Genomic DNA, 25,476 nt, shown 5'->3' on the forward strand with positions numbered 1-25,476 from the left:
CGATTCGACTTGCTCCCGATAGCGGAATACCAGTCAGTGAAGATATCGACTGAACCACTGCTATCGGCAACAAGCCCCCTCCCACATTTTTGTTCGATGTTCGTCCGAGAATCCCTGTGTCCCCATAGTTTTTACTGTCACTCCCGCCCGCGCTCGACTATTGTGGCAACTGTCCCCGTACACTTCTAAACTGTGCTGGTATGTTTCACACAAAAATAAAATACCCGTGAAATCGAGTGCTGCGTCATGACCAATCTGTTGCTTTATCAACGTATCGCCCAGCAACTGGCCGAGGACATCCGGCGCGGTGTCTATCAACCGGGCGAACGTGTGCCTTCGGTGCGCAAGATGAGCTCCCAGCTCAACGTGAGCCATGCCACGGTATTGCAGGCCTACGCTAATCTGGAAGACCAGGGGCTGATCCGGGCGCGGCCGCAGTCCGGCTATTACGTGCACCAGACGCCGGCGCTGACCGCGCCGACCCCGGATATCGCACGGGTCGAACGTCCTGGGTTGGTCACCCGCAGCAGCATCATTCAGCAGGTATTGGGCGAGTCGCGCCGCGAAGGCGTATTTCCTTTGGGCGCGGCCGTGCCGAGTGTCGATTACTTGCCGGTCCGCGCATTGCACCAGCAACTGGCCAAGGTTACGCGGTTCCAGAGCCCGCGGGCGTTCAGCTACATGTTCAGCCCCGGTTTCGAGCCGCTGCGTCGCCAGGTGGCGATCCGGATGCGCGATGCTGGCGTGGTAGTGGACCCTTGCGAAGTGGTGATCACCCACGGCTGCGTCGAAGCGTTGCAGATGTCGCTGCGGGTGCTGACGCGCCCTGGCGACCTGATCGCAGCGGAATCGCCGACTTACTATGGCTTGCTGCAACTGGCCGATTTGCTCGGCCTCAAGGTCATCGAGATTCCCTGCGATCCCTCCACCGGCATGAGCCTGGAGGCCCTGCAATTGGCGGCCAACCAATGGTCGATCAAGGCGCTGGTGCTGACCACGCGCCTGAGCAACCCACTGGGCGGCACCATGCCCGAGGAGCGGCAGAAGCAATTGCTGCGTCTGGCGTCGGATTTCGATATCCAGATCGTCGAAGATGATATCTACGGCGAACTGATGTTCGAACTGGGCCGCACCAAGGCCCTCAAGGCCTATGATCGCCTGGATCGGGTGATCTACTGCTCGAGCTTCTCCAAGACCTTGTCGCCGGGGGTGCGCATCGGCTGGATGATCGCCGGCAAGTATCAGCAGGAAATCCAGCGTCTGCAGATGTTCAGCACCCATTCGGCATGCAGCGTGACCCAGATGGGGGTTGCGGCGTACCTGGAGAACGGTGGCTACGACCGGCACCTGCGTTACATCCGTCAGGAATACCGCAAGAACCTCAGCGCGTTTCAACTGGCGGTGCAGCAGTATTTCCCGGAGGGCACGCAGATGACCCGACCGACCGGCGGCTTTATCCTGTGGGTCAGTTTGCCGGGGCGGGTCAATACCCAGGAACTGCATGTGCGCGCCCTGCAACAGGGCATCAGCATTGCGCCAGGGTTGATCTTCAGTAATACCGAGCAGTTCAATCACTGTATTCGCCTTAACTGCGGCACGCCGTGGAACCGCGAGGCAGAGCGGGCGTTGATGACCCTGGGCATGCTGGCCAGCCAGTTATGCCAGGAAACGGCAGCAGGTTTTTGAGGCGCACATAGGGATAACTCCGATAGCGGGCGCATCACCGCGCTTGTCATGCTACGCACAACAAGCGAGCATATGGCCCTCTGCCGTTAATGCTGTAGGCGATATGACCTGTATTTTTCGCGCTGCTTTGGTGCTTGGCCTGTTAAGCCTGTGTAACGTCAGTCCCGTGCTGGCGGCAGCGCCCGTGACTGAAAACAAGCCCGCTGCCAGTAGCGAAAAGCCCACCGCAAAAAAAACCACGGCAACCCAGCAAGCCCCCGCCGCGAAGAAAAAAGCCGCTACGGCTAAAAAACGTGCCTCGGCGAAAAGGTCCAAATCATCCCAGGAAGCGGCAAAGACCCAACTGCCACCGGCACAGTTGGACCTCACTTTACCGTCCGACATGGTCCGGCACCTGCAGCCACTTGGCACCATGCCCAAGCCCAAAAGCGTGCCGTTGCTGCCGCCGATGTTCGGCGAGAAACCCACGGATAACAGCGCCTTCCAGATCAACGGCCGCCTGCTCAGCAATGAGATGAAGCTGCAACTGCGTAACGAAGAGCGTCGGGAAGTCGAAGGCGCCGCGTTGGAATTCGAGTTCAAGCAGTAACTTTTCCACTGCGCGTGACGCGGGCCGTTGACCATCTGTCGCAGACTGGTCAGTCATATTTGTTTTATGCGAAAAACCCCTGTTAACCCATTTTAAAACGGCTGTTTAGGGGCGTACCCTAGCTCCGCCATCCCTGTTGAGCCGTTGAGGACCTGCCGTTCATGAATTGCCGCGAAGGCTGTGGCGCCTGCTGCATCGCCCCCTCCATCAGTTCGCCGTTGCCCGGAATGCCCAATGGCAAGCCGGCGGGCGAACGCTGTCTGCACCTGTCGGTCGAACAGTTATGCCAACTGTTCGGCCAGCCGGAACGGCCGGCGGTGTGCAGTGATTTCAAGGCGGATATCGAGGTGTGCGGCACCGACCAGGCCGATGCGATCCGGTTGATCGGCTGGTGGGAGCAGATGACGGCGGCTTGATGGGCTTTACTCTCGCAACTTCAACAATAAGGAATATAACAATGGGTTCGCTGAAACGACTGGCTGTGCTGTGCGGCTTTACGGTGTTGTTCGCTGCCACTGCGCAGGCTGAGGATTGGCAGGTCGCCAAGGACGAAGACGGTATCAAGGTGTCCCTGAGCGAAGTCGCCGGTTCCAAGTACAAAGCGTATCGCGGTGTCACGGTGATCAAGGCGCCGGTGGCCAAGATCGTTGCGTTGCAGGAGGACGTGGCGGGTGCCTGTAAGTGGATTCATGAATGCAAGCTGCAAAAGTTGCTGAAACATGAGGGGGACGTCAGCTACACCTACACGCAATTCAACGCGCCGTTTCCGGTGAGTAATCGTGATTCAATCTTGAAAATCACCACCACCAAAGGGGCTGACGGCAGCGTGACGCGCAACTTGCTGGAGGTTCCGACCTATCAGCCCGAGGAAAAAGGCTTTGTTCGTGTCGCCCAGGTCGAGGGCTTCTGGAAACTGGTGCCAAAAGGCGATAACCAGACCGAAGTGACTTACCAGGTACACACCGAACCAGGCGGTAGCGTGCCGTCGTGGCTGGCCAACAAGTTCGTGGTGGACGCGCCGTTCAACACCTTGAAAGCCTTGAAAGAACACGCTGAGAAATAAGCGGTTCAATCCGGTGCCTCGGGCCTTGAGCGGAACGTTTGCCACGCCCTCAAGGTCCAGATACCTGTAAGCCCACACGCGGGCTTTATCGAGGAGGCACCGATGCCGAAGTGGAACGTTTCTTTCATTAATGACCGTGGCGAACCGGTGGTCGAGCAGTTCGACTGTGAGCATGAGCCCACGCTGGAAGAAGCTGCACAGATGGTGCGCATACGCGTGTCGCCGGTACTTGAGAAATTGGACCTCAACGATCTTGCGGATCGTGTTCCTGATCCCACCGTCAAGAGCCTGCACGATCAAAACAGCATCAAAGACCTCAAGGTCGTACGCTCCGCCTGAATAATCGCTGTACACGCTCTATGCCCCTCTGGTGGAGGTGAAAGCTTCGCGCTACTCTGCAAGTGAGATCAGCGAATGAATCGCTAAGGTCTGGTCTTGTCAGCTACATGCTTGTTTTCCAGCGGTGATGTCATTGCCGTCCTCGCGCCAGCAGGGCGCGGGCTTCGGGAAGCACGGAAAGTCTATCCATCGGTTTGAGGAGGACGTTTCATGAGCACAGCCTATCAAGAAGACATCAGTACCCACGTTCTGCGCCGCATGAAAGAGGGCGGTTTCGACTTTTCACGTTTTCACCCCATTGAGTTCTACGCCATTTTTCCGGACGAGGAACGGGCGCGCAGGGCTGCGGGTGAGTTTCGCGGAGAGTCGCTGAACGCTCAGGTCAGTGCGCGCGACGATGGCGCCTGGTACCTGGAGTTGAGCAAGGTCATGTTTGCAACCTACGACGGCATAGGAGACTTCGAGCAAGACTTTGAAGCAGTGGTGGAACCCCTTGGCGGGATTATAGAAGGGTGGGGTGTCAAGCACCCGGTTCGCCCGTTACCCATGTAGTGGGTTGTCACGCGCAACACCGTGTATCGGCTGACCTCAGGGTCGGCCGATTTTGTTTGTGCAATAAAAAAAAGGCACCCGACGAGGGTGGCCCAAAGGGAAGAGCGGAGCGCCAAAGGATATTCAGCAGATGGCGCGATTATCCGCAGACTTGGCCGGGCAGTGAAATCAACTCTGGCTATGCTGTTGATAGTCAAAGCCTGCATTGCGATGAGGCGCACGACAACACACCGGGCATTCTGCGCACCAGGAAGGTGCGACAAGGTCCGCGTATTTATTTAACACACTGATTTTTAAGTGTTTATGCCGATGGCACGGGCCTTGCGATGGTTCTTGCGTCCCGAGTGACAAGGAGTACGGCATGATCCGCACTTATTACGATGAAATGTACGATGGGGCAGGGCAGGTGCGTCCTCACTATCGCGAGTTCGCCCGCTGGTTGGCCGAAACCCCGGCAGAGCTGCTGGCCCAGCGTCGGCGTGAAGCCGATTTGCTGTTCCACCGCGCCGGCATCACGTTCACGCTTTATGGGGATGAGCAGGGCACCGAGCGCCTGATACCTTTCGATACCATCCCGCGCAGTATTCCGGCCCGTGAATGGCAGATCGTCGAGCGTGGCTGCATCCAACGGGTCAAGGCGCTGAACATGTTTCTCGCCGACCTCTACCACGAGCAACGCATCATCAAGGCGGGCATCATCCCGGCTGAACAGGTACTGGCCAACGAGCAATACCAGCTGGCCATGCAGGGCCTGAACTTGCATCGCGATCTGTATTCCCACATCTCCGGGGTCGATCTCGTACGCGATGGCGATGGCACCTACTACGTGCTGGAGGACAACCTGCGTACACCCAGCGGTGTCAGCTACATGCTCGAAGACCGCAAGATGATGATGCGCCTGTTTCCGGAGCTGTTCGCCGCCCAACGCATTGCGCCCATCGACCATTACCCCAACTTGCTGCTCGATACCCTGAAAAGCGCCAGCCCGCTGGATAACCCCAGCGTGGTGGTACTGACGCCGGGGCGCTTCAACAGCGCATTCTTTGAACATGCATTCCTGGCCCGGGAAATGGGCGTGGAACTGGTGGAAGGCGCCGACCTGTTCGTGCGCGATGACCGCGTGTTCATGCGCACCACCGACGGCCCCAAGGCGGTGGACGTGATCTACCGTCGCCTCGACGATGCGTTTCTCGATCCGCTGGCGTTCAATCCGGACTCCATGCTCGGCGTACCCGGCCTGCTCGCCGCCTATCGTTCAGGCAACGTGGTGCTGGCCAATGCGATTGGCACCGGGGTGGCGGATGACAAGTCGGTGTACCCATTCGTCACCGAGATGATCCGTTTTTACCTGGATGAAGAACCGATTCTGAAGAATGTGCCGACCTTCCAGTGCCGCAAGCCCGATGAACTGTCCCACGTACTGGCTAACCTGCCGGACCTGGTGGTCAAGGAAACCCAGGGCTCCGGCGGCTACGGCATGCTGGTGGGCCCGGCGTCCACGGCAGCAGAAATCGAAGCCTTTCGCGCGCGTATCAAGGCCAAGCCCCACGCCTATATCGCTCAACCCACCCTGTGCTTATCCACCTGCCCGACCTTTGTCGAAAACGGTATTGCCCCACGGCATATCGACCTGCGCCCGTTTGTGCTGTCCGGCAAGGAAACCCGTGTGGTGCCCGGCGGCTTGACCCGAGTGGCGCTGCGCGAAGGCTCGCTGGTGGTCAACTCGTCCCAGGGCGGCGGCACCAAAGACACCTGGGTGGTGGAGGACTGATGCCATGTTGAGTCGAACCGCCTCGGATTTGTATTGGATGTCGCGCTATCTGGAACGCGCGGAAAACCTCGCGCGCATGCTCGATGTGAGCTATTCGCTGTCGCTGATGCCCCAGGACGGGCGCGGTGACGGTTTGCACGAACTGGCCATGCCATTGTTGATCACCGGCACCTTGGAGGATTACCGCGAGCGCCACGGCGAACTGCATGCCGAAAACCTGTTGCACTTCTTTGCCCTGGACGCGGCCAACCCTGCCAGCATCTACAGCTGCCTCGGCGCGGCGCGGGCCAGTGCCCATGCGGTGCGTGGGCGAATTACCGCCGACATGTGGGAAAACATCAACGCCACTTGGTTGGATATTCGCGACATCGCCCAGCAAGGGCTGAGCCGCTACGGCATGAGCCGGTTCTGCGAGTGGGTCAAGGAGCGCTCCCATCTGTTCCGGGGCGCCACCTACGGCACCATCATGCGCAACGATGCGTTCCGTTTCATTCGTCTGGGCACTTTTATCGAGCGTGCCGACAACACCCTGCGTTTGCTGGACGCGCGCTATGAAATGGCCGGCGACCGCGCCGACGCCGTCACCGACGGCACGGCTCATGCCTACTATCAATGGAGCGCCTTGTTGCGCGCGCTGTCGTCGTTCGAGGCCTATACCGAGATTTACCGCGACGCCCCCGGCGCCCGCCAAGTGGCGCATTTGCTGTTATTGCGCGCCGACGTACCGCGTTCGCTACGGGCCTGCAGTGAAGAAATCGACCAGATCCTCGCCAGCCTGCCAGGCCTCAACGGGCGCCCGGCCCAACGCCTGGCCGCCGAGATGGATGCGCGCCTGCGCTTTACCGCCATCGATGAAATCCTCGAGGAAGGCCTGCACGCCTGGTTGACCGACTTTATCCCTTTGGTTCGCCAGTTGGGCGACGCCATCTACAGTTCCTACCTGGAGGCGGCATGAGACTTTCCATCAGCCACGAAACCACCTACCGCTACGAAGACCAAGTGCGCGCCAGCATCCAATACTTGCGTGTGACCCCCCACGACAGCGAACGCCAGCAGGTACTCAGTTGGCAACTGGACCTGCCGCGCCCGGTGCGCGCCCAGGTCGACCCCTTCGGCAATATCCTGCATGTGCTGACCCTGGATGAACCGCATGACACCATCATCATCGGCGCCCGTGGCCAGGTGGACATCGACGAATTGCGCGAGGCCGAACACGAGAGCCAATCGGCGCTGCCGTTCCTGCGCTGCACGCGCCTGACCGAGCCCGACGAGGCCTTGCGCCGTTTTGCCGAGCAGCATTGCCATCAACGTCGCGACCGCACCGCCTTGATCGATCTGATGCATGCGCTCAACCAGGTGATGGTCTATACGCCAGGGGCCACCGCCGTCGACACCTGCGCCGCTCAGGCGTTTGCCGGCGGTGCAGGTGTGTGTCAGGACCACACCCACGCGTTCCTGGCCTGCGCGCGCAGCCTGGGAATTGCGGCGCGCTATGTGTCAGGGTATTTGTACACCGAAGACAGCGCGCACCTGGCCAGTCATGCGTGGGCCGAAGCCTGGTTGGATGACGCCTGGTACAGCTTTGACGTGACTAACCAGTTGGCGCGGCCGGAGCGGCACCTGAAACTGGCCGTGGGCCTGGATTACCTGGACGCCTGCCCGGTGCGCGGCATGCGCCGTGGCGGTGGGCATGAGCAGATGCACGCCAAGGTATTCGTGGCGCCGACGCCGGTGATCTCAGTGCAGCAGCAATGATGTTCAGGGCGCAGCGGATCAAATGTGGGAGGGGGCTCGCCAGTCTCAAGGTTGTTGTTTGCGGCCGGCCATATGCTTCAAATACCCCACCAGCAAATCCAGTTCGCTGTCAGGCAATACGCTGACAGCGAACGCTGGCATCTTCGCCTGGGGCCAATGCCGCAGGCTTTGCGGATCGCGGATATAGCGCTTGAGAAACGCTTCGCCGAAATATTCGGTGGGGCTGTAGGGGATATTCAAGTCCGGTCCCACCTGGGCATCGCCCGCGCCGTTTAGACGATGGCAGGCCAGGCAGTTCTTCTGGAATAACGCGAAGCCTTTATTGATCGGGTCATTTGCAGCCAATGCCGGGTCAGGCAACAGCGCCGGAAAACGCTCGGCCACCGTCTGCAGTTGCTTGATTCTGGAGACTTGGAACGGCCACTGTTCAGGGCTGATATGCCCGGCTTGCGGGTCGGTCCACACCAGGTAGAACGGCCCGGCACTCGGTTTGCCATCGCCCAATGCAGGCCATGGCTTGGCCGGGTCTTCCACCGCCAGCCAGGCACGGGCGCCATGGTTTTGCAGCAGTGGGGCGGCGCTGAGTTCGGCGGCGAAACCGTCGAGGGCCACGGCTTGCAGGTGATTCTCAGGCTTGAGGCCCGCTAGAAGCACCGCCAGTGGCACTGCGCGATAGGTCATGTTGCGTTTGTAGGAAACGTCATCGACGATCTGTACCGTCTGCGCATCCGGGTGCTTGAGCAGGTCGGCGGTTTGCCAGGTCCTGCTGGTGTGGTCCAATTCGATGGTCAATTGCGCCGCATAAGCGGGCAGGGCAAGCAGTAGAGCGATAAATGCGAAAATCGGTTTCAAGGCGCAGGCCCCCATGTTAAGCGACGATGGGACTCACGATAGCGGAAAAACGCGCGTAAAAAGGCAGCGCCTGCAACAGGATCGCTATACACGAAGTCCCGACAGGTGCTGCCAAAAAGCGCTAGTCCTGATGCACTGAATGCGGCGGACGTGGGATCACCCAATGACCTTGGTCAAATTGGGCAAGATCAGAATCAGTGTGGTGGCGAAGAGAATAAGTCCCGCCTGACGTACTTTTGTATGCTTGAACATGGCTGACTGCCTTTTGTTGTTATTCCTGAGCGTCAAATGCGTGCCGGTTTATTTCAGTATGGCGCGTTGACGTGTCGCTTTTCTTACAGCTGCTCCAGCAAAACCCGGCAGCAACTTCCTACTGATAGAACCTTAGAGCCCTCGTTCTACGAGGCTTAGATCCATTTCGTATCAACTAATAAGAATTTCAGCCTAAAAAGACATGAGGCATAACGCCATCTTGGCGCCAATGCCTTGGCTAGACAGCTAAAACGATTAACCCGGCGATTCACTTAGGAACCTACCGTTCGTCCGAGCGTGAGGGTCAAAAGCAATGAGCGCATCTGTCATTGAAACCGTGTCAATCGGGCCTAAGGTAGAGGCACTACGGCGCAATGGTTCGAGGATGTCATGACCCAGGCTTTGATCTTTGATGCGATACGCACCCCCCGAGGCAAGGGCAAGGCGGACGGCGCCCTGCACAGTGTCAAACCGGTTAACCTGGTGGCGGGGCTGCTCCGCGCGCTGGCGCAGCGCAGCGACCTCGACACACACCAAGTGGATGATATCGTGCTCGGCTGCGTGACCCCGGTGGGCGACCAGGGTGCCGACATCGCCAAGACCGCCGCCCTGGTGGCGGATTGGGCCATCAGCGTCGCCGGGCTACAGATCAACCGCTTCTGCGCCTCAGGCCTGGAAGCGGTGAACCTGGGCGCGATGAAAGTGCGTTCCGGCTTTGAAGACCTGGTGGTGGTCGGTGGTGTCGAGTCGATGTCGCGCGTGCCCATGGGCAGTGATGGCGGCGCCTGGGTGCTCGACCCGCAGACCAATATGCACAGCCATTTCACGCCCCAGGGCATCGGCGCGGACCTGATCGCCACCCTCGAAGGCTTCACGCGTGAAGACGTCGATACCTTTGCCCTACAGTCCCAGCAGAAAGCGGCCAGGGCCAGCGCCGACGGTTCTTTCAAGAAATCCCTGGTCCCGGTGCAGGACCAGAACGGCATTGTGCTGCTGGACCATGATGAATTTATCCGTGGCGACTCCACCCTCGACGGCCTGGGCAAGCTCAAGCCCAGCTTCGAGATGATGGGGCAGATGGGCTTCGATGCCACCGCGTTGCGGGTCTACAGCCATGTGGAGCGTATCCACCATGTGCACACGCCGGGCAACAGCTCGGGCATTGTCGATGGCGCGGCGCTGATGCTGATTGGCTCGCAGGCCAAGGGCCGCGAGTTGGGCCTGTTGCCGCGGGCGCGTATTGTCGCCACGGCGGTGACCAGCACCGATCCCACCATCATGCTCACCGGCCCCGCGCCGGCCACCCGCAAAGCCCTGGCCAAGGCCGGCTTACGTGTGGAAGACATCGACCTGTTCGAAGTCAACGAAGCCTTCGCCTCGGTGGTACTCAAATTTATCAAGGACATGCGCATCGACGCTGCACGGGTCAACGTCAACGGCGGTTCCATCGCCATGGGCCATCCGCTGGGCGCCACCGGTTGCGCGATTCTCGGCACCTTGCTCGACGAACTCGAAGTGCGCCAGCAGCGCTATGGCCTGGCCACCCTGTGTGTCGGCGGTGGCATGGGGATCGCCACCATTATCGAACGCCTCTGAGCCCAAGGAATTTCTGATGAACGATGCCATTCGTTACGAAAAAGGCCAGGACCGGATCGTGGTGCTGACCCTCGACATGCCCGGCCAGAGCGCCAACACCATGAACAGTGTGTACCGCGAGGCGATGGCGGCCACTGTTCTGCGGCTTGAAACGGAAAAGGACCACATTGCCGGTGTGATCATCACCTCGGCGAAGAAGACCTTTTTCGCCGGCGGCGACCTCAATGAACTGATCAAGGTCGACAAGGCCCACGCCAGAGACTTCTACGACGGCGTGCTGTTATTGAAGGCGCAGTTGCGTCGCCTGGAGACCCTCGGCAAACCCGTGGTGGCCGCGATCAATGGCGCGGCCCTGGGCGGTGGCTGGGAGATTTGCCTGGCGTGCCATTACCGCATCGCGCTGGATGACCCGTCGGTGCAACTGGGGTTGCCGGAGGTGACCCTGGGCTTGCTGCCGGGCGGCGGTGGCGTGGTGCGCATGGTGCGCATGCTCGGGCTGGAAAAAGCCCTGCCGTATTTGCTGGAAGGTAAAAAAGTGCGCCCGCAACAGGCGCTGCAAGCCGGTTTGATCAATGAGCTGGCGGTGGACCGCGACGCGCTGCTGGCCCAATCCCGCGCCTGGATTCTGGCCAATCCCGAGGCCAGCCAGCCTTGGGACAACAAGGCGTACTCGATCCCCGGCGGCACGCCGTCGAGCCCGAAAGTCGCGCAGATGCTAGCGATTGCGCCGTCGATCCTGCGCAGCAAAACCAACGGGTGTTTTCCGGCTCCGGAGAAAATTCTCTGCGCCGCCGTGGAAGGCGCCCAGGTGGATTTCGACACCGCGCACCTGATCGAAGCCCGCTACTTCACCGAACTGGTCACCGGGCAGGTGGCAAAAAACATGATCGGCACCTTCTGGTTCCAGCTCAATGAGATCAACGCCGGTCGCTCGCGGCCCCAGGGCTTTGCGCCGTATGTGACGCGCAAGGTCGGCGTGCTCGGCGCCGGCATGATGGGCGCGGGCATTGCGTATGTCAGCGCCTGCGCGGGGATCGACGTGATGCTCAAGGACGTCACCCAGGCCGCCGCCGAGAAGGGCAAGGCGCAATCGGCGGCGTTGCTGGACAAGAAAGTCGCCCGTGGGCAATTGAGCGCCGAGCAGCGGGAAAGCACCTTGGCGCGGATTCATCCTACGGTCTCGGATAACGATCTGACCGGCTGCGACCTGATCATCGAAGCGGTGTTCGAAGACCGTGAGCTCAAGGCCAAGGTCTCGGCCGCCGCGCAGCATATAGTCGGCGCCGATGCGGTGATGGCTTCCAATACCTCCACCTTGCCCATCAGCGGCCTGGCCAAGGCAGTGCCGGACCCAGGCAAATTCATCGGCCTGCATTTTTTCAGCCCGGTGGACAAGATGCCCCTGGTGGAAATCATCAAGGGCGCACATACCTCGGACGAAACGCTGGCGAGAGGTTTCGATTTCGTCCTGCAAATCAAGAAAACGCCGATCGTGGTCAACGACAGTCGCGGCTTTTTCACCTCGCGGGTGTTCGGCACCTTCACCAACGAAGGCATCGCCATGCTCGGCGAGGGCGTGGCTGCGCCGATGATCGAGACCGAAGCGCGCAAGGCTGGCATGCCGGTGGGGCCGTTGGCGGTGTCCGATGAAGTGTCCCTGAGCCTGATGAGTCATATCCGACAGCAGACGGCCAAGGATCTGCAGGCCGAAGGCAGGAGCGTACCGGCGCATCCGGCGACGGCCGTCATCGATCTGTTGGTTAACGAATGCAAACGCCTGGGCAAGGCGGCAGGTGCCGGGTTTTATGAATACCCCAGCGGTGGGCAAAAGTACTTGTGGCCCGAACTCAAACCCCGTTTTGAACAGCCCGCTCAACAGATATCCGCGCAGGATGTGCGCGACCGTTTGCTGTTTATCCAGGCCATCGAGACCGTGCGCTGTGTGGAGGAGGGCGTGTTGATGTCCACCGCCGACGCCAACGTAGGGTCGATCTTCGGCATCGGGTTTGCGGCGTGGAGCGGTGGGGCGTTGCAGTTTATCAACCAGTACGGTTTGAACGACTTCGTCGCCCGCGCGCGCTATTTGGCGGGGCAGTATGGCGAGCGGTTCTCGCCGCCGGCGTTGTTGCTCGATAAAGCCGCACGAGATGAAGTGTTTCGGTGATCAACGTGTGGGAGGGGGCTTGCCTTGGAGGGGGGTTTCAAGGCAGGCTCTGGGTGTTCAATATTCCCATCGCCGTGTCAGGTATTTTTTATGTCGCTACGCGTCTGCATCCTGGAAACCGATATCCTGCGTCCAGGCTTGATCGATCAGTACCAAGGTTACGGGCAGATGTTCAAGCGCCTGTTCGCCAAGCAACCGATTGCCGCCGAATTTGTGGTCTACAACGTGGTGCAGGGTCAATATCCTTCGGACGACGAGGTGTTTGACGCGTACCTGGTGACCGGCAGCAAGGCCGATTCCTTCGGCAGCGACCCCTGGATCCAGACCCTCAAGACCTACCTGCTCCAGCGCTATGAGCGTGGCGACAAATTGCTGGGTATCTGCTTTGGTCACCAGCTATTGGCGTTGCTGCTCGGCGGCAAGGCGGAGCGCGCGAGCAAAGGCTGGGGCATGGGCATCCACGATTACAAGCTCGATACCCAGGCACCGTGGATGAGCCCCGAGGTGCCGGAACTGACGCTATTGATCAGCCATCAGGACCAGGTCACCACCTTGCCCGACAATGCCACGGTCATTGCCTCCAGCGATTTTTGCCCGTTTGCCGCGTACCACATCGGCGACCAGGTGCTGTGCTTCCAGGGGCACCCGGAGTTCATCCATGACTATTCCCGCGAGTTGCTGGAGATTCTTCAGACAACGCTGGGGGAAAAGGTCTACACCAATGGTGTTGCAAGCCTGGAGCGTGATCACCACGGAGCCACGGTGGCGGAATGGATGATGCGCTTCGTAGCGCATAAACCCGAGGCGGGCGTTAAAGCCAACCAGAGCGCTTGAAGCTGGCCCACAAGCCGGTGCAACCTGTCGCAATCAACCCGAGCACCGCAAAATAGCCGTAGTGCCATTGCAGCTCGGGCATATTCTGAAAGTTCATCCCGTAAATCCCGGCCACTGCGGTGGGGAATGCCAGGATCGCCGCCCAGGCGGCGAACTTGCGCTGCACTACGCTCTGGCGTGACGCCTCGAGCAACACACCGATCTCAATGGTCTGGCTGGCGATATCGCGCAGGGTGGTGAGGTCTTCCATCTGCCGTGTCACATGGATCTGCACGTCACGGAAATACGGGCGCATGTTCTTGTCGATAAACGGGAAGCTCAGCTTCTGCAGTTCCTGGCTGATCTCCACCATCGGCGCGACATAACGCTTGAGCCGCAGCACGTCACGGCGCAGGCCGTGGATCTTCTGAATATCGCGCTCGCTGAGAGAGCTGCACAGCACGTTGCGTTCCAGCTCATCGATCTCGGCGTGGATGGCCTCGCTCACCGGCTGGTAATTTTCGGTGACGAAATCCAGCAGCGCATAGAGTACGAAATCTTCCCCGTGCTCCAGCAACAGTGGTCTTGCCTCACAGCGTTGGCGCACAAAGCCGTAGGACGCCGAGTGCCCATTGCGTGCCGTGATGATATAGCCCTTACCGGCGAAGATATGGGTCTCGATAAACTCCAGCTTGCCGTTCTCGCGCACTGGCGAGTAGGTGACGATGAACAGTGCATCGCCGAAGGTTTCCAGCTTGGGGCGGCTGTGTTTTTCCAGCGCGTCCTCGATGGCCAGCTCGTGCAGGTTGAACTGGCGTTGCAGGTTGCTCAGCTCCTGGGCGTTGGGCTCTTCCAGGCCGATCCACACAAAGTGCCCCGGTTTGGCGGCCCAGGCCGCGCCTTCATCAAGGGTGATATCCGTAACTTTCTTGCCGGCGCTGTAGACGGCGGCCGCAACGACTCTACCCATGGTGCTGATCACTTCTTATCAGGGGGACTGGTGTTGGGCAGCTTAGCTGGACGGGAGTTCTATTGTCGGGGCACTTTGCAGTTCGCGGTCGATTGCGGCGATACATTCATCCATCTGCGCCTGGCAGGCCTGCATCAACGCCGGGACGTCTTCCGTCGTCAGCCCGGCGGTAGGAATCGGCGCCAACGAGCGTATGAGCACCTCACCGCTGTTCCAGCGATTGAGCTTCATATGCGTGACGTAATTGCTCACGCACACCTGCACGATCGGTACGCCCGCCGCGATTGCCATATGAAAGGCGCCTTTCTTGAAGGGCAGCAGGCCTTTGCCGAAGTTGCGCGTGCCTTCCGGGAACACCCAGATCGACGTGTCCTCATGCTGCAGGGTGCGTGTGGTGGTGAGCATCGCGCGGCGCGCCTTGTGCGCATTGCCGCGATCGATCAGTACATTGCCCGCCAGCCAGAACAACTGGCCGAACAAGGGCACCCATTTCAGGCTCTTCTTGGCGATGCACACCGTACGGTGGGGCACCACGTTGCCCAATACAAACAAGTCATAGTTGGACTGGTGGTTGGCAATGACCACGCAGGTGCCGGGCTTGTCGCGCAGCGAGTCGACATCGCTCTGCACCTTCAGCCCCAGAATCTTCATGGCGGGCCGCGCATACAGGCGAGCGCACAGACGGCTGTTATCCGGATTGAACGGCCGGCAAATACCGATCAACACGCCCAGCACGCCGGCGAACATAAAGTGCAGGCCCATCAACAGCATACGCAACAGAAAAAGCATCGACGCGGCCTATCGGAACAAAAGGTGGCGCAGTGTACGGATGTGCACTGTATTCGGCAATTGCCCCTGAATAGGGAGGAGATGGACGATGTTTAAGCATATGTTTCAACGTCCAGCGACAGGTCAAGGCTAGAGCGGTTAAAGATGTTTCGGAGTCATCTGTAAGAAAAAGCCCGACGTGAAGTCGGGCGTTGGTGTTCAGCTTGTAAGTATCAGCTCAGAATATGACCCTGATCCTGAATGATCGCCTCGTCCAGGGCTTCCAGCAGCGCCTTGCGCACTTTCAACTTGGTGTGCTTGTGCGCGTTCATATTGAGCTTCTTCAACTGGCGCGCTGCTTCCAGCGCCGCAGCGTGCAGTTCCTCCGGTGCCACCACCTTATCGAGAAAGCCCGCTTGCAGCGCACCCTGCGGGTCGAACATCTCGGCATTGATCACTGAGCGATGAAACGCCGACTTGCGCAGACGATCCCGCGCCAGCTCGATCCCCGCATGGTGCATGGTCATGCCGATGGCCACTTCGTTCAGGCCGATGCTGAACGGGCCTTCCACACCAATCCGATAGTCCGCCGACAACAGCAGGAACGCGCCTTTGGCCACTGCATGCCCAGGGCACGCCACAATGACCGGGAACGGGTGCGACAGCAACCGGCGCGCCAAGGTCGAACCCGAGGTCACCAGGCTGATGGCTTCTTTCGGGCCGGCGTCATTACCTTCAGGTCATAACCCCCTGACAGAATCCCCGGCGTCCCGGTGATCACCACCACTGCCCGATCTTTCTCGGCCTGGTCCAGCGCTTCATTAAACGCACTCACCACCGCCGGAGAAATGGCATTCACCTTGCCGTTGCTCAAGGTCAGGGTCGCGATACCGTCTTCGAGGTGGTAGGCAATCAACTCACTCATGACGCGGTTCCTTGTAGGACTTGTTATAGAAGAGTGCAGCAGACGTTACCCACCACGCCCGTCCCGGTAAAGCGCCGTGACTGACTGGCCAGTCAGACATTTCCCGCTTCCATGCCCGCAAATGGCCTGCGGCGGGGTGCAGCACCTCGCCTGGCCCCTCATGAACCCTGCTCGAGATTGGCACAATCACCCCCAACGCCAGGCCGGTTCCGGCATAACGGTCTAACCGCATGAAAATTCTCAAAAAAACCTTTGCCATCAGAACGGCTTTCGACTACATTAGCGCGCCTCGACAGACTGAACTGGTTTGACGAGATACGGTGAAGTGTCCGAGTGGCTTAAGGAGCACGCCTGGAAAGTGTGTATACAAGAAATTGTATCGAGAGTTCGAATCTCTCCTTCACCGCCACATTAAGTAAACACAAACCCCCGGTTTTCCTAGAGAAACCCGGGGGTTTGTGGTTTTTGGCGCCGGTAAAAGCTCCACAGAAAAAAGTCCCGGAGGACCAATGCGCAACTGGCATTCAGGACAGTCCATACTTGTTCGAACTCGTTGGTAATTCTCCCGCCCAGCCGGACTGCGTAAATGACCACCCGACCCAAGCCCAAGCTCAACCTTCGCATTCTGATTCTGATTTTTGTACTGCTCTCCGCGTTCGCGACCCTGGCCAACAGCTTCTGGGTAATGTTCAAGATTCGTAAGCAGGAATTGATCGAGAATGCGCTGCAAGTCAACAAAGCCTATGCCTTTCGGATCGCCACGAGCGTCGAGCAGGTGCTGCGCTCAGACCTCGATCAACTGAAGTATGGCGCAGCCGTGGTTGGCAAAGCGTTTGACGACAGGCGCCACCTGGCCGAAGAAACTCAGCGTCTGCTTGGGCAGGATGCCAGTTTCAACTCGGTGATTATCGCCGATGCCACCGGAACCATTATTGCGTCCGCCCCCGAGAGCCTCGCGCTCAATGGCCGCATTCTGCAGCACAAAGAACCGCTCAGTCTGCGCGCGCCGATAATCAGTAATGCGTTCGAGTCCATCGCCGGCAATCTGGTGGTGTTTATCTCTCAGCCCGTATTCGACGTGAACGGAAAGTACCTGGGCGTTATAGGCGGCAGCGTGCGGCTTGAGCAGAGCAATACACTCCAGGCGCTGATGGACACGAATGTGCGCAAGGATGGCGCGCATGTGTATTTAATCGACAGCGCCCGTCGCGTGCTTTATCACAACGATCCCGAGCAAATCGGCAACATCGTCGCAAAGTCTCCAATCGCCGACGCCGCACTCAGCCAGGACGCGGGCACTTTGCAGGCGGCGGATGAACATGGCGTAGAAATGCTCGCGGGGTTCGCCAAGGTGCCCAGCAGCGGTTGGGGGGTGATCTCGCAGCAGCCGTTCGACAACGTACACGCCCTCCTGCGGCAGACCATGGCCAAGGTTGCGCAAGGAATCGCGCCCCTTGCGCTGTTCGGAATTCTCTTGATCTGGTGGCTGGGGGCAAGGATCTCGGCGCCCCTGTCCAGGCTCGCCGACTGCGCCAAACGCCTCGACACGCCTGACAGCTACGAGCGGATCAGTGCGGTCCCGGCGCACTATTTCGAAAGCTGGCAGATTCGCAGGGCGCTGCTATTGGGTGCCACGTTGCTGCAGGAAAAAATCGGCAAGTTAAATCAGCAAGCGCAAACCGATGCGCTGACCGGGCTGGCCAACCGTCGAGCGATGCAGGACATCCTGTCGCGCTGGCAGGCCGCCGACAAAATGTTCGCGGTCGTTTCCGTGGACATCGATCACTTCAAGCGCGTGAATGACACGTTCGGCCATGCCGTGGGGGATGAAACACTCAGGGCCATCGCAGCACTGATACAGCAGAATTCACGGTCCAACGACCTGGCCTGCCGGGTGGGAGGAGAGGAGTTTGTGGTGTTATTGCCCAATAGTTCACTTCAGGCCGCCGCCGACGTGGCGGAGCGCCTGCGCCAGTCGATCGCGGCGGCGAATCTCGATACCGTCGGGCGCGTCACTGTCTCGCTTGGCGTGGCGCTATGGCACCCCGGCGTTGACTCGACTTCAGCCGTACTTGAGCGGGCTGATCAGTTGTTGTACCAGGCCAAGCAGGACGGTCGTAATCGTGTCGTGGTCGAGCAGGTTTGAAGGGGCTGTCCGGTGGGCTTTACGCGCGCCAGCCTCAATGCCTATGGCGATGATGCACATCCGGAAAATGTGCATGACTGTGCCGCATCGGACTGTGCACATGCAAATGACTATGCGGCACCGCCGGGTCCCACTCAAAGTCGTGTTCGTGCTGATGATGTTCATCATGTACATGCCTGTGCCCGTGTTCCGTCGGTTCATGTTGATGTTCATGGGCATGCCGCTCCGTCAGGTGCAGCCACACGCCAACGGCCATCAGTGCTGAGGCAATCCAGAACGCCACGGTGACCGACTCGTCCAACATCACCAGCGCAATCGCGGCCCCCAGGAAGGGTGCCGTCGAGAAGTAGGCGCCGGTGCGTGCACTGCCCAGTCCGCGCAGCGCGAGCACGAACATCACCAGGCTGATGCCATAGCCGAGGAACCCCACCAGCAGGATGGGCGCCAGTTGCGCCAGGTCAGGCAGCCGCGCCCCGAGGTACAGCGCCAGGCTGCAATTCACGACACCCGCGATCAGCCCCTTGGTTCCCGCGATGAACAGCGCGTCAGATGCCGACACCTTGCGTGTCAGGTTGTTGTCGATCCCCCAGCACGCACAGGCGAGCGCCACCCCAAGTGGCCCCGTCCAATCAGCGTTCGCGTTGCCACCTTCGGGCCATGACAGCGCCACGCCGCCCAGCACGATCGCGAGCATGCCGAGGACGATGCGGCGGTCGGCGTTTTCGCGGAAGACGAGCCAGGCGATCACGGCGGTCAGCACCGATTCCAGGTTCAGCATCAGCGAAGCAGTTGCGCCGGCGGTGCGGGTGAGGCCGAACATCAGCGCCACGGGACCGAGGATGCCACCGAAGGCGATGGCGCCGAGCAGCCAGGGCCATTCAGCTCTGGTGAGCCCGGAAGGTCGCCAACCGCGGTCGCGGATCAGGCGTACGCCGGCGAGGCCGACGCCACTGCCCAGGTAGAGCAGGCCGGCGAGCAGCACGGGCGAGAGGCCCAGGCCGAGGCTTTTGGCGAGTGGGGTGCTGGCGCCGAACAAGGCGGCAGCGGCGAGTGCGTATACGATGCTGAGGTTCATGGGCCATCCTCGAAAGTTGGGCCATGATACGTCTCTCGCTGGGCTCAAGCCCCGGGCATTTTTAACGCATTCACCTTGACTGGGCGGTTTTCCACCTGCTTAACCTCATGACTAAAGCTGCAACCACGCCAGGCTCCCGAGTACCACGGCAACCCCCGCCGCCGTATACGCCAGGCGCTTCAACCATTCCTTCCTGGTCAGCAAGGTAATGGCCGCCAGTGAAATCGCGATCTGAATCGCGGTCATCGCCTGGGCCCAGCGGTGATGCCGGTGCAGTGCCTGTTCCGACTTTTCATCCCATTCCCGGGAGGTGGCCTCCAGTTTTTCCGCCTGTTTGCGTACCTCTTCCTTCTGGTTTTTGTAACGCTCAATCTCGTCCTTGTAATGCGCCGCGTCCACGCCAGGAATGTGCGTGGCCAGTTCCGCGAGGTTTTGCCGGCTGGATTTGGCCTGGTAGTAGTTCCACTGGTTGGCGGCGTCGGTCTTGAAGATGGCGGCGTTGTTCTTGTCCATCGCCGCTTCGCTCTCGGTCGAGCCGGCCTGGTAGCTGAGCATGGCGCCGAGGGTGGCCATCAGTGCGGTCATCACGGCGATACGGCTGGCGAAATTATCCCCACGGGCGTGGGCATGCTCGGTGGTGTGTTCGATGTGTTTTTCGTGGGGGCTGGGGACTTCAAAGGCTTCGGACATGGGGGCGTCTATGAAGGGACTGAGGGACTCTGATTCTTTACCACGACACCTGTCTCAAGCCTGTCTGGAACGCCGGATCAGCCGCGTGTACACCGCGATATTGATCAACAGCACTACCGCGCCCGGCCCCCACTGGATCTGTGGCGTCAGCGAGACGCTACAGCATGGCATGCACTTCAAAAAAGAGACGCACAGTCTAAAGGGTTGCCCACACGTCAGCGCGGCCGCTATTGTGCTGAATCCTTTTAGTTTTCCCCAAGGGTCTGTTGTGATGAATGCTCCGATCAAGGCTGTGATTTTCGATATGGACGGGTTGTTGCTGGACACTGAAGGCATCTACACCGAAGTCACGCAGATGATCGCTGAACGCTATGGCCGTACCTACGACTGGGGGATCAAGCAATACATCATCGGGCGCGGGGCGCAGGACTTGGCCGATTACGTGGTCAAGGCGCTGGACTTGCCGATCACACCGGCCCAATTCCTGGAAATTCGTGAGCCGCTGATGAGCGAGCGGTTCCCCAAGGCCCTGGGCATGCCCGGTGCCGAGGCTCTGGTGCGGCACTTGAAGGCGCACAATATTCCGATTGCGGTGGGCACCAGTTCGTCGCGCCATTCGTTTGGTCACAAGACCACCTTGCACCGCGAGTGGTTTAGTCTGTTCGACACCATTGTCACTGCGGACGACCCCGAAGTCGGCGCCGCCAAGCCCGCGCCGGACATCTTCCTCACCGCCGCTCGCCGCCTCGGCGTGGCACCGCAGGATTGCCTGGTGTTCGAAGATTCACCGTTCGGCGTCACCGCCGCCAAGGCCGCCCATATGACTGCCATCGCCGTGCCTGATGAAGCCATGGCCGACAGCAAATACCAGCACGCCGACCAGATCATCCGCAAACTCGCGGACTTCGACCTGGCAGCCTACGGCCTGCCGCCTCTTCGCTGAATAAACACGGTAAGAAAATGTGGGAGGGGCTTGCTCCCTCCCACATTTGGCTGTGCATTTCTCCCTAAAAATCTACGCGCTGAAGCCACCATCGATAGTCAGGCTGGCCCCGGTGATGTACCCGGCCTCAGGTCCTGCAAGGTAAGCCACAAAACTGGCGATCTCCTCCACGTGCCCATACCGTCCCACCGCCATCAACCCAATCAAACTGTCGGCAAAATCACTGCTCGCCGGGTTCATGTCGGTGTCCACCGGCCCAGGCTGCACATTGTTGACGGTGATGCCCCGTGGCCCCAGGTCCCGGGCCAAGCCTTTGGTCAGTCCCACCAGCGCCGACTTGCTCATCGCATAGGTCGCCCCGCCGGCGAACGGCATGCGTTCGGCGTTGGTACTGCCGATATTGATCACCCGGCCACCTTCACCCATATGCCGTGCCGCTTCCTGGGTAGCGATAAACACGCTGCGCACGTTGATTGCCAGGGTCTGGTCGAAGTCTTCCAGCTTGAAGTCTTCCAGCGGGGCGATGACCAGCACGCCGGCGTTATTCACCAGGATGTCCAGGCGTCCGAAGGCTTCGACGGTGGCGTTGATCGCGTTGCGAATGGCCGTGGCGTCGGCACTGTCGGCGTCAATCGCCAGGGCTTTGCCGCCGGCGCTGATCACGCTGTCCTGCAGTGCTTGAGCCTTGGCGGCGGAACTGACGTAGGTAAAGGCGACGGCCGCACCCTGCGCGGCGAGGCGTTGGACAATGGCGGCGCCGATGCCGCGGGAACCGCCCTGAATCAAGGCGACTTTGCCGCTGAGGTTTGTTGTGGTCATGTCGATCTCCTGAAGGTTCAAGGCGGGAAGCCTTGGTGTGGAGCTGAGTATCGACTTCGCTCATCCGTACCGGTAGACCGGGATTGCTATAGTCTGTGTAAACCAAAAGTTTAGAGTGAGGCCCGATGGAGAGCTTTGGCAGTATCGAATGTTTCGTGCGCAGCGCCGAAGGCGGCAGTTTCGCCGAAGCCGCCCGTCACCTGAGCCTGACGCCTGCGGCGGTGGGTAAAAGCGTGGCCAAGCTGGAAGCGCGACTGGGTGTGCGGTTGTTCCAGCGCAGTACCCGCCGCCTCACGCTGACCGAGGCCGGCAAGCTGTTCCTCGAAGAAGTCGGCGGCAGCCTTATCACCATCCAGAATGCCGTGGCCAACCTGGCCAGCGCCGAGGGTCGACCGGTGGGCACGCTCAAGGTCAGCATGGGCACGGTGTTTGGCAACCGCTATGTGGTCCCTCTGCTGGGGGCGTTCATGGCACGTTTTCCGGATATCAGCCCGGACTGGCATTTCGATAACCGACAGGTCGATCTGATCGGCCAGGGCTTCGATGCCGCCATCGGCGGTGGTTTTGAACTGCCTCAGGGCGTGGTGGCGCGCAAGTTGGCTCCGGCGCACCGCGTGCTGGTGGCCTCGCCGGATTACCTGGCGACACGTCCGCCCGTGTTGGCGCCAGAGGATTTGGCGCGCTGCAACGGCATTCTCATCCGTTCTCCGCAAACCGGCCGTATACGTTCCTGGCAATTGACCAGCATTGAGCGTGACCACCGCCCGCTGGCGCTCAAACCCGGCATGACCATGAGCGACTCCGAAGCCGCCTGCTGCGCCAGCGCGCAGGGCCTGGGTATTGCGTTGGTCAGCATGCCCATGGCCGTGCCGTTTCTCGACAGCGTTGCGGTGGTGCGGGTGTTGCCCGACTGGTATGTCGACGACGGCAATATTTCCATCTACTACGCCGAGCACAAACTGCTGCCCGGCAAGACCCGCGCGTTTGTGGATTTCATCATCGAGCAGTTCGCCGAGCAGAAATTGGGACAGAGGTTCAGCGCGATCTAAAGCCAGGCACATTTGGTTTTCAGTGGCCAAACTTGCCCGGCCAGCCAATGACCTTTTTAGGCCTCGGCGGCGCATAGGTCCTGATCTTCGACGTCGACAACCCTAACCGTACCAACGATTCGGCAATCGTCACCGCCGCCGTCACCCCATCCACCACCGGTACGCCGGTGCGCTGGCGAATCTGTTCATCCAGCCCGGCCATGCCGCCGCAGCCCAGGCAGATCACTTCGGCCTTGTCTTCGCGAATGGCCAACTCCGCCTGGCGCACGATGGCTTCCATGGCGGCCAGCGGGTCTTCTTCCAACTCCAGCACCGCCATGCCACTGGCCCTTACCGAGGCGCAGCGCTGGTACAGACCGGCCAGTTTCAGGCGGTCTTCGATCAACGGCACAGTGCGGTCCAGGGTGGTGACCACCGAATAGACGTGGCCAAGGAACATTGCCGTGCTGGCGGCGGCTTCGGTGATGTCCACCACGGGCACGTTGAGCAGTTCCTGCAAGCCTTCGCGGCCGTGTTCGCCGTAACCGGCCTGGATCACCGCGTCGAAGGGCTGGTCGTAGGCCATCACCCGGTCCATCACCGCGATGGCCGCCAGGTAGCTTTCAAAATTGCCCTCCACCGATTCGGCGCCGAAGTACGGGGTGAGCCCGACGATTTCGGTGCCCGGAGCAGCCACCGCCCGCGCTTGCTCGGCGATGGTTTCGGTAATGGATTCAGTGGTGTTGACGTTGACCACGAGGATACGCATGGAGTGTCCTTGATTAATGACTGACGTTATCGACTGCAATGCTTTCGCCGCTGACATCGGCGTAGAACACCTGGCGCTTGGCGATCAGCAGGTACAGCAACCCTGCAATACCGGCGCCAAACAGCCAGGAAAACGGTGCGACACCGGCAAACCCCGGCAACAGTGCCAGCAGGATGGCGATCACCGCCGCCGGAACAAAAGCCGCCACCGCGCGCAGATTGACCCCGTGGCTGTAGTAATAAACGCCTTTGGGGTCTTCGCTGTACAACTGCGGCACATCCACCTGGCTTTTACGGATCAGCCAGTAGTCGACCATGATCACCCCATAGAGCGGACCCAGCAGCGCGCCCAGGCCGGAGAGGAAGTACACAATCACCAGCGGACTGTTGTAGAGGTTCCACGGCAGGATCAACACCGCCATGGTGGCGCTGATCAAGCCGGCGCGGCGGAAGTTCAGGTACCTGGGCGCGAGGTTGCTCAGTACAAAAGCCGGCGCGACGAAGTTGGCCATGATGTTCACCGCCACGGTGACAATCAGGAACGCCAGGCAGCCGAGCACCACGAAGAAGGTGTTGGGGATGGCGGCGATGATTTCAGTAGGGCTTTCGATCACCCGGCCATTGAGTTGGAATTGCCCGCCGCACAGCAGCACGGTGATGGCGGCGAACACCAGGATGTTCACCGGCAAGCCCCAGAAGTTGCCGACCTGGATGGTCCTGCGGCACGGCGAGGAGCGAGCGAAGTCACAGAAGTTGAGGATCAGCGTGCCGTAGATCGCCAACCACAGTGCGCCGCCGGCAAAGATATTGCGCCACATCTCGCCACCGCTGAGCGGTTCGCGAATCGACCAGGCAATGTTGCCGCCTGCCTGGAAGTACATCCAGCCGGCCAGCGCAGCCATCGTCGCCAGAATCACCGGCCCGGCGAAGCCTTCATAGCGCCGCACCATCTCCATGCCGTAGGCCAGGATTACCAGTTGCACGAACCAGATCACGACAAAACAGGCCCAGCCCAGGGTGGACAAACCCAGGATCGCGTTGTGGTCATAGTCGGCGAACCCTGGATGAATCGCCGTCAGCAGCACGCGCAAGACCACCGAGGCCAGGTAGGTCTGGATACCAAACCAGGCAATTGCAATCACCGCGCGAATCAACGCTGGAATCTGCGCACCGTGAATGCCGAAGCTGATACGGCTGATCACCGGAAACGGCACGCCCGTCTTCTGGCCCATATACCCCGACAGGTTCATGAAGAAGTACACCAGCGCCGCGCCGATCCCCAATGACAGCACGATTTGCCAACCGCCCAGGCCCAGCGCATACAGGCCGATGGCGAACGAGTAATTGGCGATGTTGTGCACGTCGTTGGTCCACAGCGCGAAGATGCTGTAGCGCCCCCAGCGCCGACCCTCGAGCTTGGTCGGAGCCAGGTCCTTGTTGTGCAGGCGTGGACTGAGCACCAGCGGGCCGGGGCTGGCGGCTTCGGGGGTCAGGGTGGAGGAGGGCAGATCCAGTGCGAGGTCATTCGACAGGCTTGTACGCATTCCGGCAGGCTCCAGCACATCTGCAGCAAAGCGGCGGATGGCAAGGTGTATGTAGGTTTTGTATTTATTGTATACAAAGCGTTTCCCACCTTAAGCCACATGCGTGCCAGTTTTGGATCTATGAAAATCGTGGGTAATTTCGTTTTTGAGATTGTGTTAAATAAATGGCTGAATTTTAAGAAATATAAATTGACCGTTTGAACAGGTATTTATTTTTTGTTTTGGAGGTACGTTATTTAATGAACACATTGCGTGGGAAATAAATGTTACCTATTGGTGCAAGGGTGCATTAATTGCACACATAAATGACACTTAATGTTACATATGTGTGTACAGTTTATGGCCTAACACAAAACAAATGTGGGAGG

The 25,476-nt window shown here is 59.8% G+C and carries 23 protein-coding genes, 1 tRNA gene and 1 pseudogene; 16 read left to right on the plus strand and 9 right to left on the minus strand.

The window, feature by feature from the left end; all coding sequences use genetic code 11:
- Positions 1–246 precede the first annotated feature (246 nt).
- From JWR98_RS26080 to JWR98_RS26120, 9 genes are all read left to right on the plus strand, one after another.
- Positions 247–1,686 (plus strand): aminotransferase-like domain-containing protein, encoded by a 1,440-nt coding sequence (locus JWR98_RS26080; protein ID WP_205491604.1) that lies wholly within the window; start codon positions 247–249, stop codon positions 1,684–1,686.
- A gap of 103 nt (positions 1,687–1,789) precedes the next feature.
- Positions 1,790–2,275, plus strand: coding sequence for a translation initiation factor 2 (locus JWR98_RS26085; RefSeq protein ID WP_078734309.1), 486 nt, complete (start codon positions 1,790–1,792; stop codon positions 2,273–2,275).
- Positions 2,276–2,436: 161 nt separating this feature from the next.
- Complete coding sequence (locus JWR98_RS26090; RefSeq protein ID WP_003175569.1) at positions 2,437–2,691, plus strand: YkgJ family cysteine cluster protein; 255 nt, start codon at positions 2,437–2,439, stop codon at positions 2,689–2,691.
- A 41-nt stretch (positions 2,692–2,732) separates the two neighbouring features.
- Entirely contained in the window at positions 2,733–3,338 is a 606-nt protein-coding gene (locus tag JWR98_RS26095; RefSeq protein WP_205491606.1) for an START domain-containing protein, read from the plus strand.
- A gap of 102 nt (positions 3,339–3,440) precedes the next feature.
- Complete coding sequence (locus JWR98_RS26100; protein WP_205491608.1) at positions 3,441–3,677, plus strand: hypothetical protein; 237 nt, start codon at positions 3,441–3,443, stop codon at positions 3,675–3,677.
- Between the two features lie 210 nt (positions 3,678–3,887).
- Positions 3,888–4,229 carry a ribonuclease E inhibitor RraB gene (locus JWR98_RS26105; RefSeq protein ID WP_003175566.1) on the plus strand — a complete coding sequence of 114 codons (342 nt, stop codon included), beginning with the start codon at positions 3,888–3,890 and terminating at the stop codon, positions 4,227–4,229.
- 361 nt (positions 4,230–4,590) lie between these two features.
- Complete coding sequence (locus tag JWR98_RS26110) at positions 4,591–6,000, plus strand: circularly permuted type 2 ATP-grasp protein (RefSeq protein WP_003175565.1); 1,410 nt, start codon at positions 4,591–4,593, stop codon at positions 5,998–6,000.
- A 4-nt stretch (positions 6,001–6,004) separates the two neighbouring features.
- Positions 6,005–6,955 (plus strand): alpha-E domain-containing protein, encoded by a 951-nt coding sequence (locus tag JWR98_RS26115; protein WP_078734307.1) that lies wholly within the window; start codon positions 6,005–6,007, stop codon positions 6,953–6,955.
- On the plus strand, positions 6,952–7,755 hold the full coding sequence (locus tag JWR98_RS26120) for a transglutaminase family protein (protein ID WP_078734306.1): 804 nt from the start codon (positions 6,952–6,954) through the stop codon (positions 7,753–7,755). Before JWR98_RS26115 ends, JWR98_RS26120 begins: the two co-directional genes overlap by 4 nt.
- 45 nt (positions 7,756–7,800) lie before the next feature.
- On the opposite strand, the gene JWR98_RS26125 is transcribed toward JWR98_RS26120, so the two are convergent.
- The gene (locus JWR98_RS26125) at positions 7,801–8,607 is read right to left on the minus strand and encodes a c-type cytochrome (RefSeq protein ID WP_078734324.1); all 807 of its coding nucleotides are present in this window, start codon (positions 8,605–8,607) and stop codon (positions 7,801–7,803) included.
- A 642-nt stretch (positions 8,608–9,249) separates the two neighbouring features.
- Between JWR98_RS26125 and JWR98_RS26130 the strand changes: the two genes are divergently transcribed.
- From JWR98_RS26130 to JWR98_RS26140, 3 genes are all read left to right on the plus strand, one after another.
- Complete coding sequence (locus JWR98_RS26130; RefSeq protein ID WP_078734305.1) at positions 9,250–10,455, plus strand: acetyl-CoA C-acetyltransferase; 1,206 nt, start codon at positions 9,250–9,252, stop codon at positions 10,453–10,455.
- A gap of 16 nt (positions 10,456–10,471) precedes the next feature.
- The gene (locus JWR98_RS26135) at positions 10,472–12,619 is read left to right on the plus strand and encodes a 3-hydroxyacyl-CoA dehydrogenase NAD-binding domain-containing protein (protein WP_205491610.1); all 2,148 of its coding nucleotides are present in this window, start codon (positions 10,472–10,474) and stop codon (positions 12,617–12,619) included.
- Positions 12,620–12,709: 90 nt separating this feature from the next.
- Complete coding sequence (locus JWR98_RS26140; protein ID WP_078734303.1) at positions 12,710–13,453, plus strand: amidotransferase; 744 nt, start codon at positions 12,710–12,712, stop codon at positions 13,451–13,453.
- Here JWR98_RS26140 and JWR98_RS26145 read toward each other — a convergent pair.
- The 3 genes and pseudogenes from JWR98_RS26145 to JWR98_RS26155 all read right to left on the minus strand — a co-directional run bounded on the left by JWR98_RS26145 (position 13,431) and on the right by JWR98_RS26155 (position 16,095).
- Positions 13,431–14,402 carry a magnesium and cobalt transport protein CorA gene (locus JWR98_RS26145; RefSeq protein WP_003175558.1) on the minus strand — a complete coding sequence of 324 codons (972 nt, stop codon included), beginning with the start codon at positions 14,400–14,402 and terminating at the stop codon, positions 13,431–13,433. The genes JWR98_RS26140 and JWR98_RS26145 overlap by 23 nt on opposite strands.
- 42 nt (positions 14,403–14,444) lie before the next feature.
- Positions 14,445–15,191, minus strand: a complete 747-nt coding sequence (locus JWR98_RS26150; protein ID WP_078734302.1) for a lysophospholipid acyltransferase family protein — start codon at positions 15,189–15,191, stop codon at positions 14,445–14,447.
- A gap of 212 nt (positions 15,192–15,403) precedes the next feature.
- Positions 15,404–16,095, minus strand: a pseudogene (locus tag JWR98_RS26155) (crotonase/enoyl-CoA hydratase family protein).
- 319 nt (positions 16,096–16,414) lie between these two features.
- On the opposite strand from JWR98_RS26155, the gene JWR98_RS26160 reads away from it, so the two are divergent.
- Positions 16,415–16,504, plus strand: a tRNA-Ser gene (locus JWR98_RS26160).
- Between the two features lie 177 nt (positions 16,505–16,681).
- The gene (locus JWR98_RS26165; protein WP_078734263.1) at positions 16,682–18,241 is read left to right on the plus strand and encodes a diguanylate cyclase; all 1,560 of its coding nucleotides are present in this window, start codon (positions 16,682–16,684) and stop codon (positions 18,239–18,241) included.
- A gap of 34 nt (positions 18,242–18,275) precedes the next feature.
- Here JWR98_RS26165 and JWR98_RS26170 read toward each other — a convergent pair whose 3' ends face one another.
- Together JWR98_RS26170 and JWR98_RS26175 are read right to left on the minus strand one after the other, a co-directional pair.
- Entirely contained in the window at positions 18,276–19,316 is a 1,041-nt protein-coding gene (locus tag JWR98_RS26170) for a DMT family transporter (RefSeq protein ID WP_205491612.1), read from the minus strand.
- Positions 19,317–19,427: 111 nt separating this feature from the next.
- On the minus strand, positions 19,428–20,006 hold the full coding sequence (locus JWR98_RS26175; RefSeq protein WP_078734261.1) for a DUF4337 domain-containing protein: 579 nt from the start codon (positions 20,004–20,006) through the stop codon (positions 19,428–19,430).
- Positions 20,007–20,277: 271 nt separating this feature from the next.
- Between JWR98_RS26175 and JWR98_RS26180 the strand changes: the two genes are divergently transcribed.
- Positions 20,278–20,949: an HAD-IA family hydrolase gene (locus tag JWR98_RS26180; protein ID WP_078734260.1), complete on the plus strand. Its 672-nt coding sequence runs from the start codon at positions 20,278–20,280 to the stop codon at positions 20,947–20,949.
- A 72-nt stretch (positions 20,950–21,021) separates the two neighbouring features.
- Here JWR98_RS26180 and JWR98_RS26185 read toward each other — a convergent pair whose 3' ends face one another.
- On the minus strand, positions 21,022–21,768 hold the full coding sequence (locus JWR98_RS26185) for a 3-oxoacyl-ACP reductase family protein (RefSeq protein WP_205491614.1): 747 nt from the start codon (positions 21,766–21,768) through the stop codon (positions 21,022–21,024).
- Between the two features lie 125 nt (positions 21,769–21,893).
- On the opposite strand from JWR98_RS26185, the gene JWR98_RS26190 reads away from it, so the two are divergent.
- Positions 21,894–22,817 carry a LysR family transcriptional regulator gene (locus JWR98_RS26190; protein WP_205491616.1) on the plus strand — a complete coding sequence of 308 codons (924 nt, stop codon included), beginning with the start codon at positions 21,894–21,896 and terminating at the stop codon, positions 22,815–22,817.
- 19 nt (positions 22,818–22,836) lie between these two features.
- Here the strand turns inward: JWR98_RS26190 and JWR98_RS26195 are convergent, their stop codons facing one another.
- Positions 22,837–23,565: an aspartate/glutamate racemase family protein gene (locus JWR98_RS26195; protein WP_078734257.1), complete on the minus strand. Its 729-nt coding sequence runs from the start codon at positions 23,563–23,565 to the stop codon at positions 22,837–22,839.
- A 13-nt stretch (positions 23,566–23,578) separates the two neighbouring features.
- Positions 23,579–25,108 carry an NCS1 family nucleobase:cation symporter-1 gene (locus JWR98_RS26200; protein WP_078734256.1) on the minus strand — a complete coding sequence of 510 codons (1,530 nt, stop codon included), beginning with the start codon at positions 25,106–25,108 and terminating at the stop codon, positions 23,579–23,581.
- Positions 25,109–25,476: the final 368 nt, after the last annotated feature.

Source organism: Pseudomonas lactucae, from assembly GCF_016937615.1.
Taxonomy (GTDB): Bacteria; Pseudomonadota; Gammaproteobacteria; order Pseudomonadales; family Pseudomonadaceae; genus Aquipseudomonas; species Aquipseudomonas lactucae.

Excerpts from the sequence above, each read along its gene's own strand:
- JWR98_RS26195 (WP_078734257.1), bottom strand. The coding sequence starts at position 23,565 with ATGCGTATCCTCGTGGTCAACGTCAACACCACTGAATCCATTACCGAA.
- JWR98_RS26085 (WP_078734309.1), top strand. The coding sequence starts at position 1,790 with ATGACCTGTATTTTTCGCGCTGCTTTGGTGCTTGGCCTGTTAAGCCTG.
- JWR98_RS26130 (WP_078734305.1), top strand. The coding sequence starts at position 9,250 with ATGACCCAGGCTTTGATCTTTGATGCGATACGCACCCCCCGAGGCAAG.
- JWR98_RS26120 (WP_078734306.1), top strand. The coding sequence starts at position 6,952 with ATGAGACTTTCCATCAGCCACGAAACCACCTACCGCTACGAAGACCAA.
- JWR98_RS26140 (WP_078734303.1), top strand. The coding sequence starts at position 12,710 with ATGTCGCTACGCGTCTGCATCCTGGAAACCGATATCCTGCGTCCAGGC.
- JWR98_RS26190 (WP_205491616.1), top strand. The coding sequence starts at position 21,894 with ATGGAGAGCTTTGGCAGTATCGAATGTTTCGTGCGCAGCGCCGAAGGC.
- JWR98_RS26200 (WP_078734256.1), bottom strand. The coding sequence starts at position 25,108 with ATGCGTACAAGCCTGTCGAATGACCTCGCACTGGATCTGCCCTCCTCC.
- JWR98_RS26180 (WP_078734260.1), top strand. The coding sequence starts at position 20,278 with ATGAATGCTCCGATCAAGGCTGTGATTTTCGATATGGACGGGTTGTTG.
- JWR98_RS26080 (WP_205491604.1), top strand. The coding sequence starts at position 247 with ATGACCAATCTGTTGCTTTATCAACGTATCGCCCAGCAACTGGCCGAG.
- JWR98_RS26135 (WP_205491610.1), top strand. The coding sequence starts at position 10,472 with ATGAACGATGCCATTCGTTACGAAAAAGGCCAGGACCGGATCGTGGTG.
- JWR98_RS26090 (WP_003175569.1), top strand. The coding sequence starts at position 2,437 with ATGAATTGCCGCGAAGGCTGTGGCGCCTGCTGCATCGCCCCCTCCATC.
- JWR98_RS26110 (WP_003175565.1), top strand. The coding sequence starts at position 4,591 with ATGATCCGCACTTATTACGATGAAATGTACGATGGGGCAGGGCAGGTG.
- JWR98_RS26175 (WP_078734261.1), bottom strand. The coding sequence starts at position 20,006 with ATGTCCGAAGCCTTTGAAGTCCCCAGCCCCCACGAAAAACACATCGAA.
- JWR98_RS26100 (WP_205491608.1), top strand. The coding sequence starts at position 3,441 with ATGCCGAAGTGGAACGTTTCTTTCATTAATGACCGTGGCGAACCGGTG.
- JWR98_RS26105 (WP_003175566.1), top strand. The coding sequence starts at position 3,888 with ATGAGCACAGCCTATCAAGAAGACATCAGTACCCACGTTCTGCGCCGC.
- JWR98_RS26170 (WP_205491612.1), bottom strand. The coding sequence starts at position 19,316 with ATGAACCTCAGCATCGTATACGCACTCGCCGCTGCCGCCTTGTTCGGC.
- JWR98_RS26145 (WP_003175558.1), bottom strand. The coding sequence starts at position 14,402 with ATGGGTAGAGTCGTTGCGGCCGCCGTCTACAGCGCCGGCAAGAAAGTT.
- JWR98_RS26150 (WP_078734302.1), bottom strand. The coding sequence starts at position 15,191 with ATGCTTTTTCTGTTGCGTATGCTGTTGATGGGCCTGCACTTTATGTTC.
- JWR98_RS26095 (WP_205491606.1), top strand. The coding sequence starts at position 2,733 with ATGGGTTCGCTGAAACGACTGGCTGTGCTGTGCGGCTTTACGGTGTTG.
- JWR98_RS26165 (WP_078734263.1), top strand. The coding sequence starts at position 16,682 with ATGACCACCCGACCCAAGCCCAAGCTCAACCTTCGCATTCTGATTCTG.
- JWR98_RS26185 (WP_205491614.1), bottom strand. The coding sequence starts at position 21,768 with ATGACCACAACAAACCTCAGCGGCAAAGTCGCCTTGATTCAGGGCGGT.
- JWR98_RS26115 (WP_078734307.1), top strand. The coding sequence starts at position 6,005 with ATGTTGAGTCGAACCGCCTCGGATTTGTATTGGATGTCGCGCTATCTG.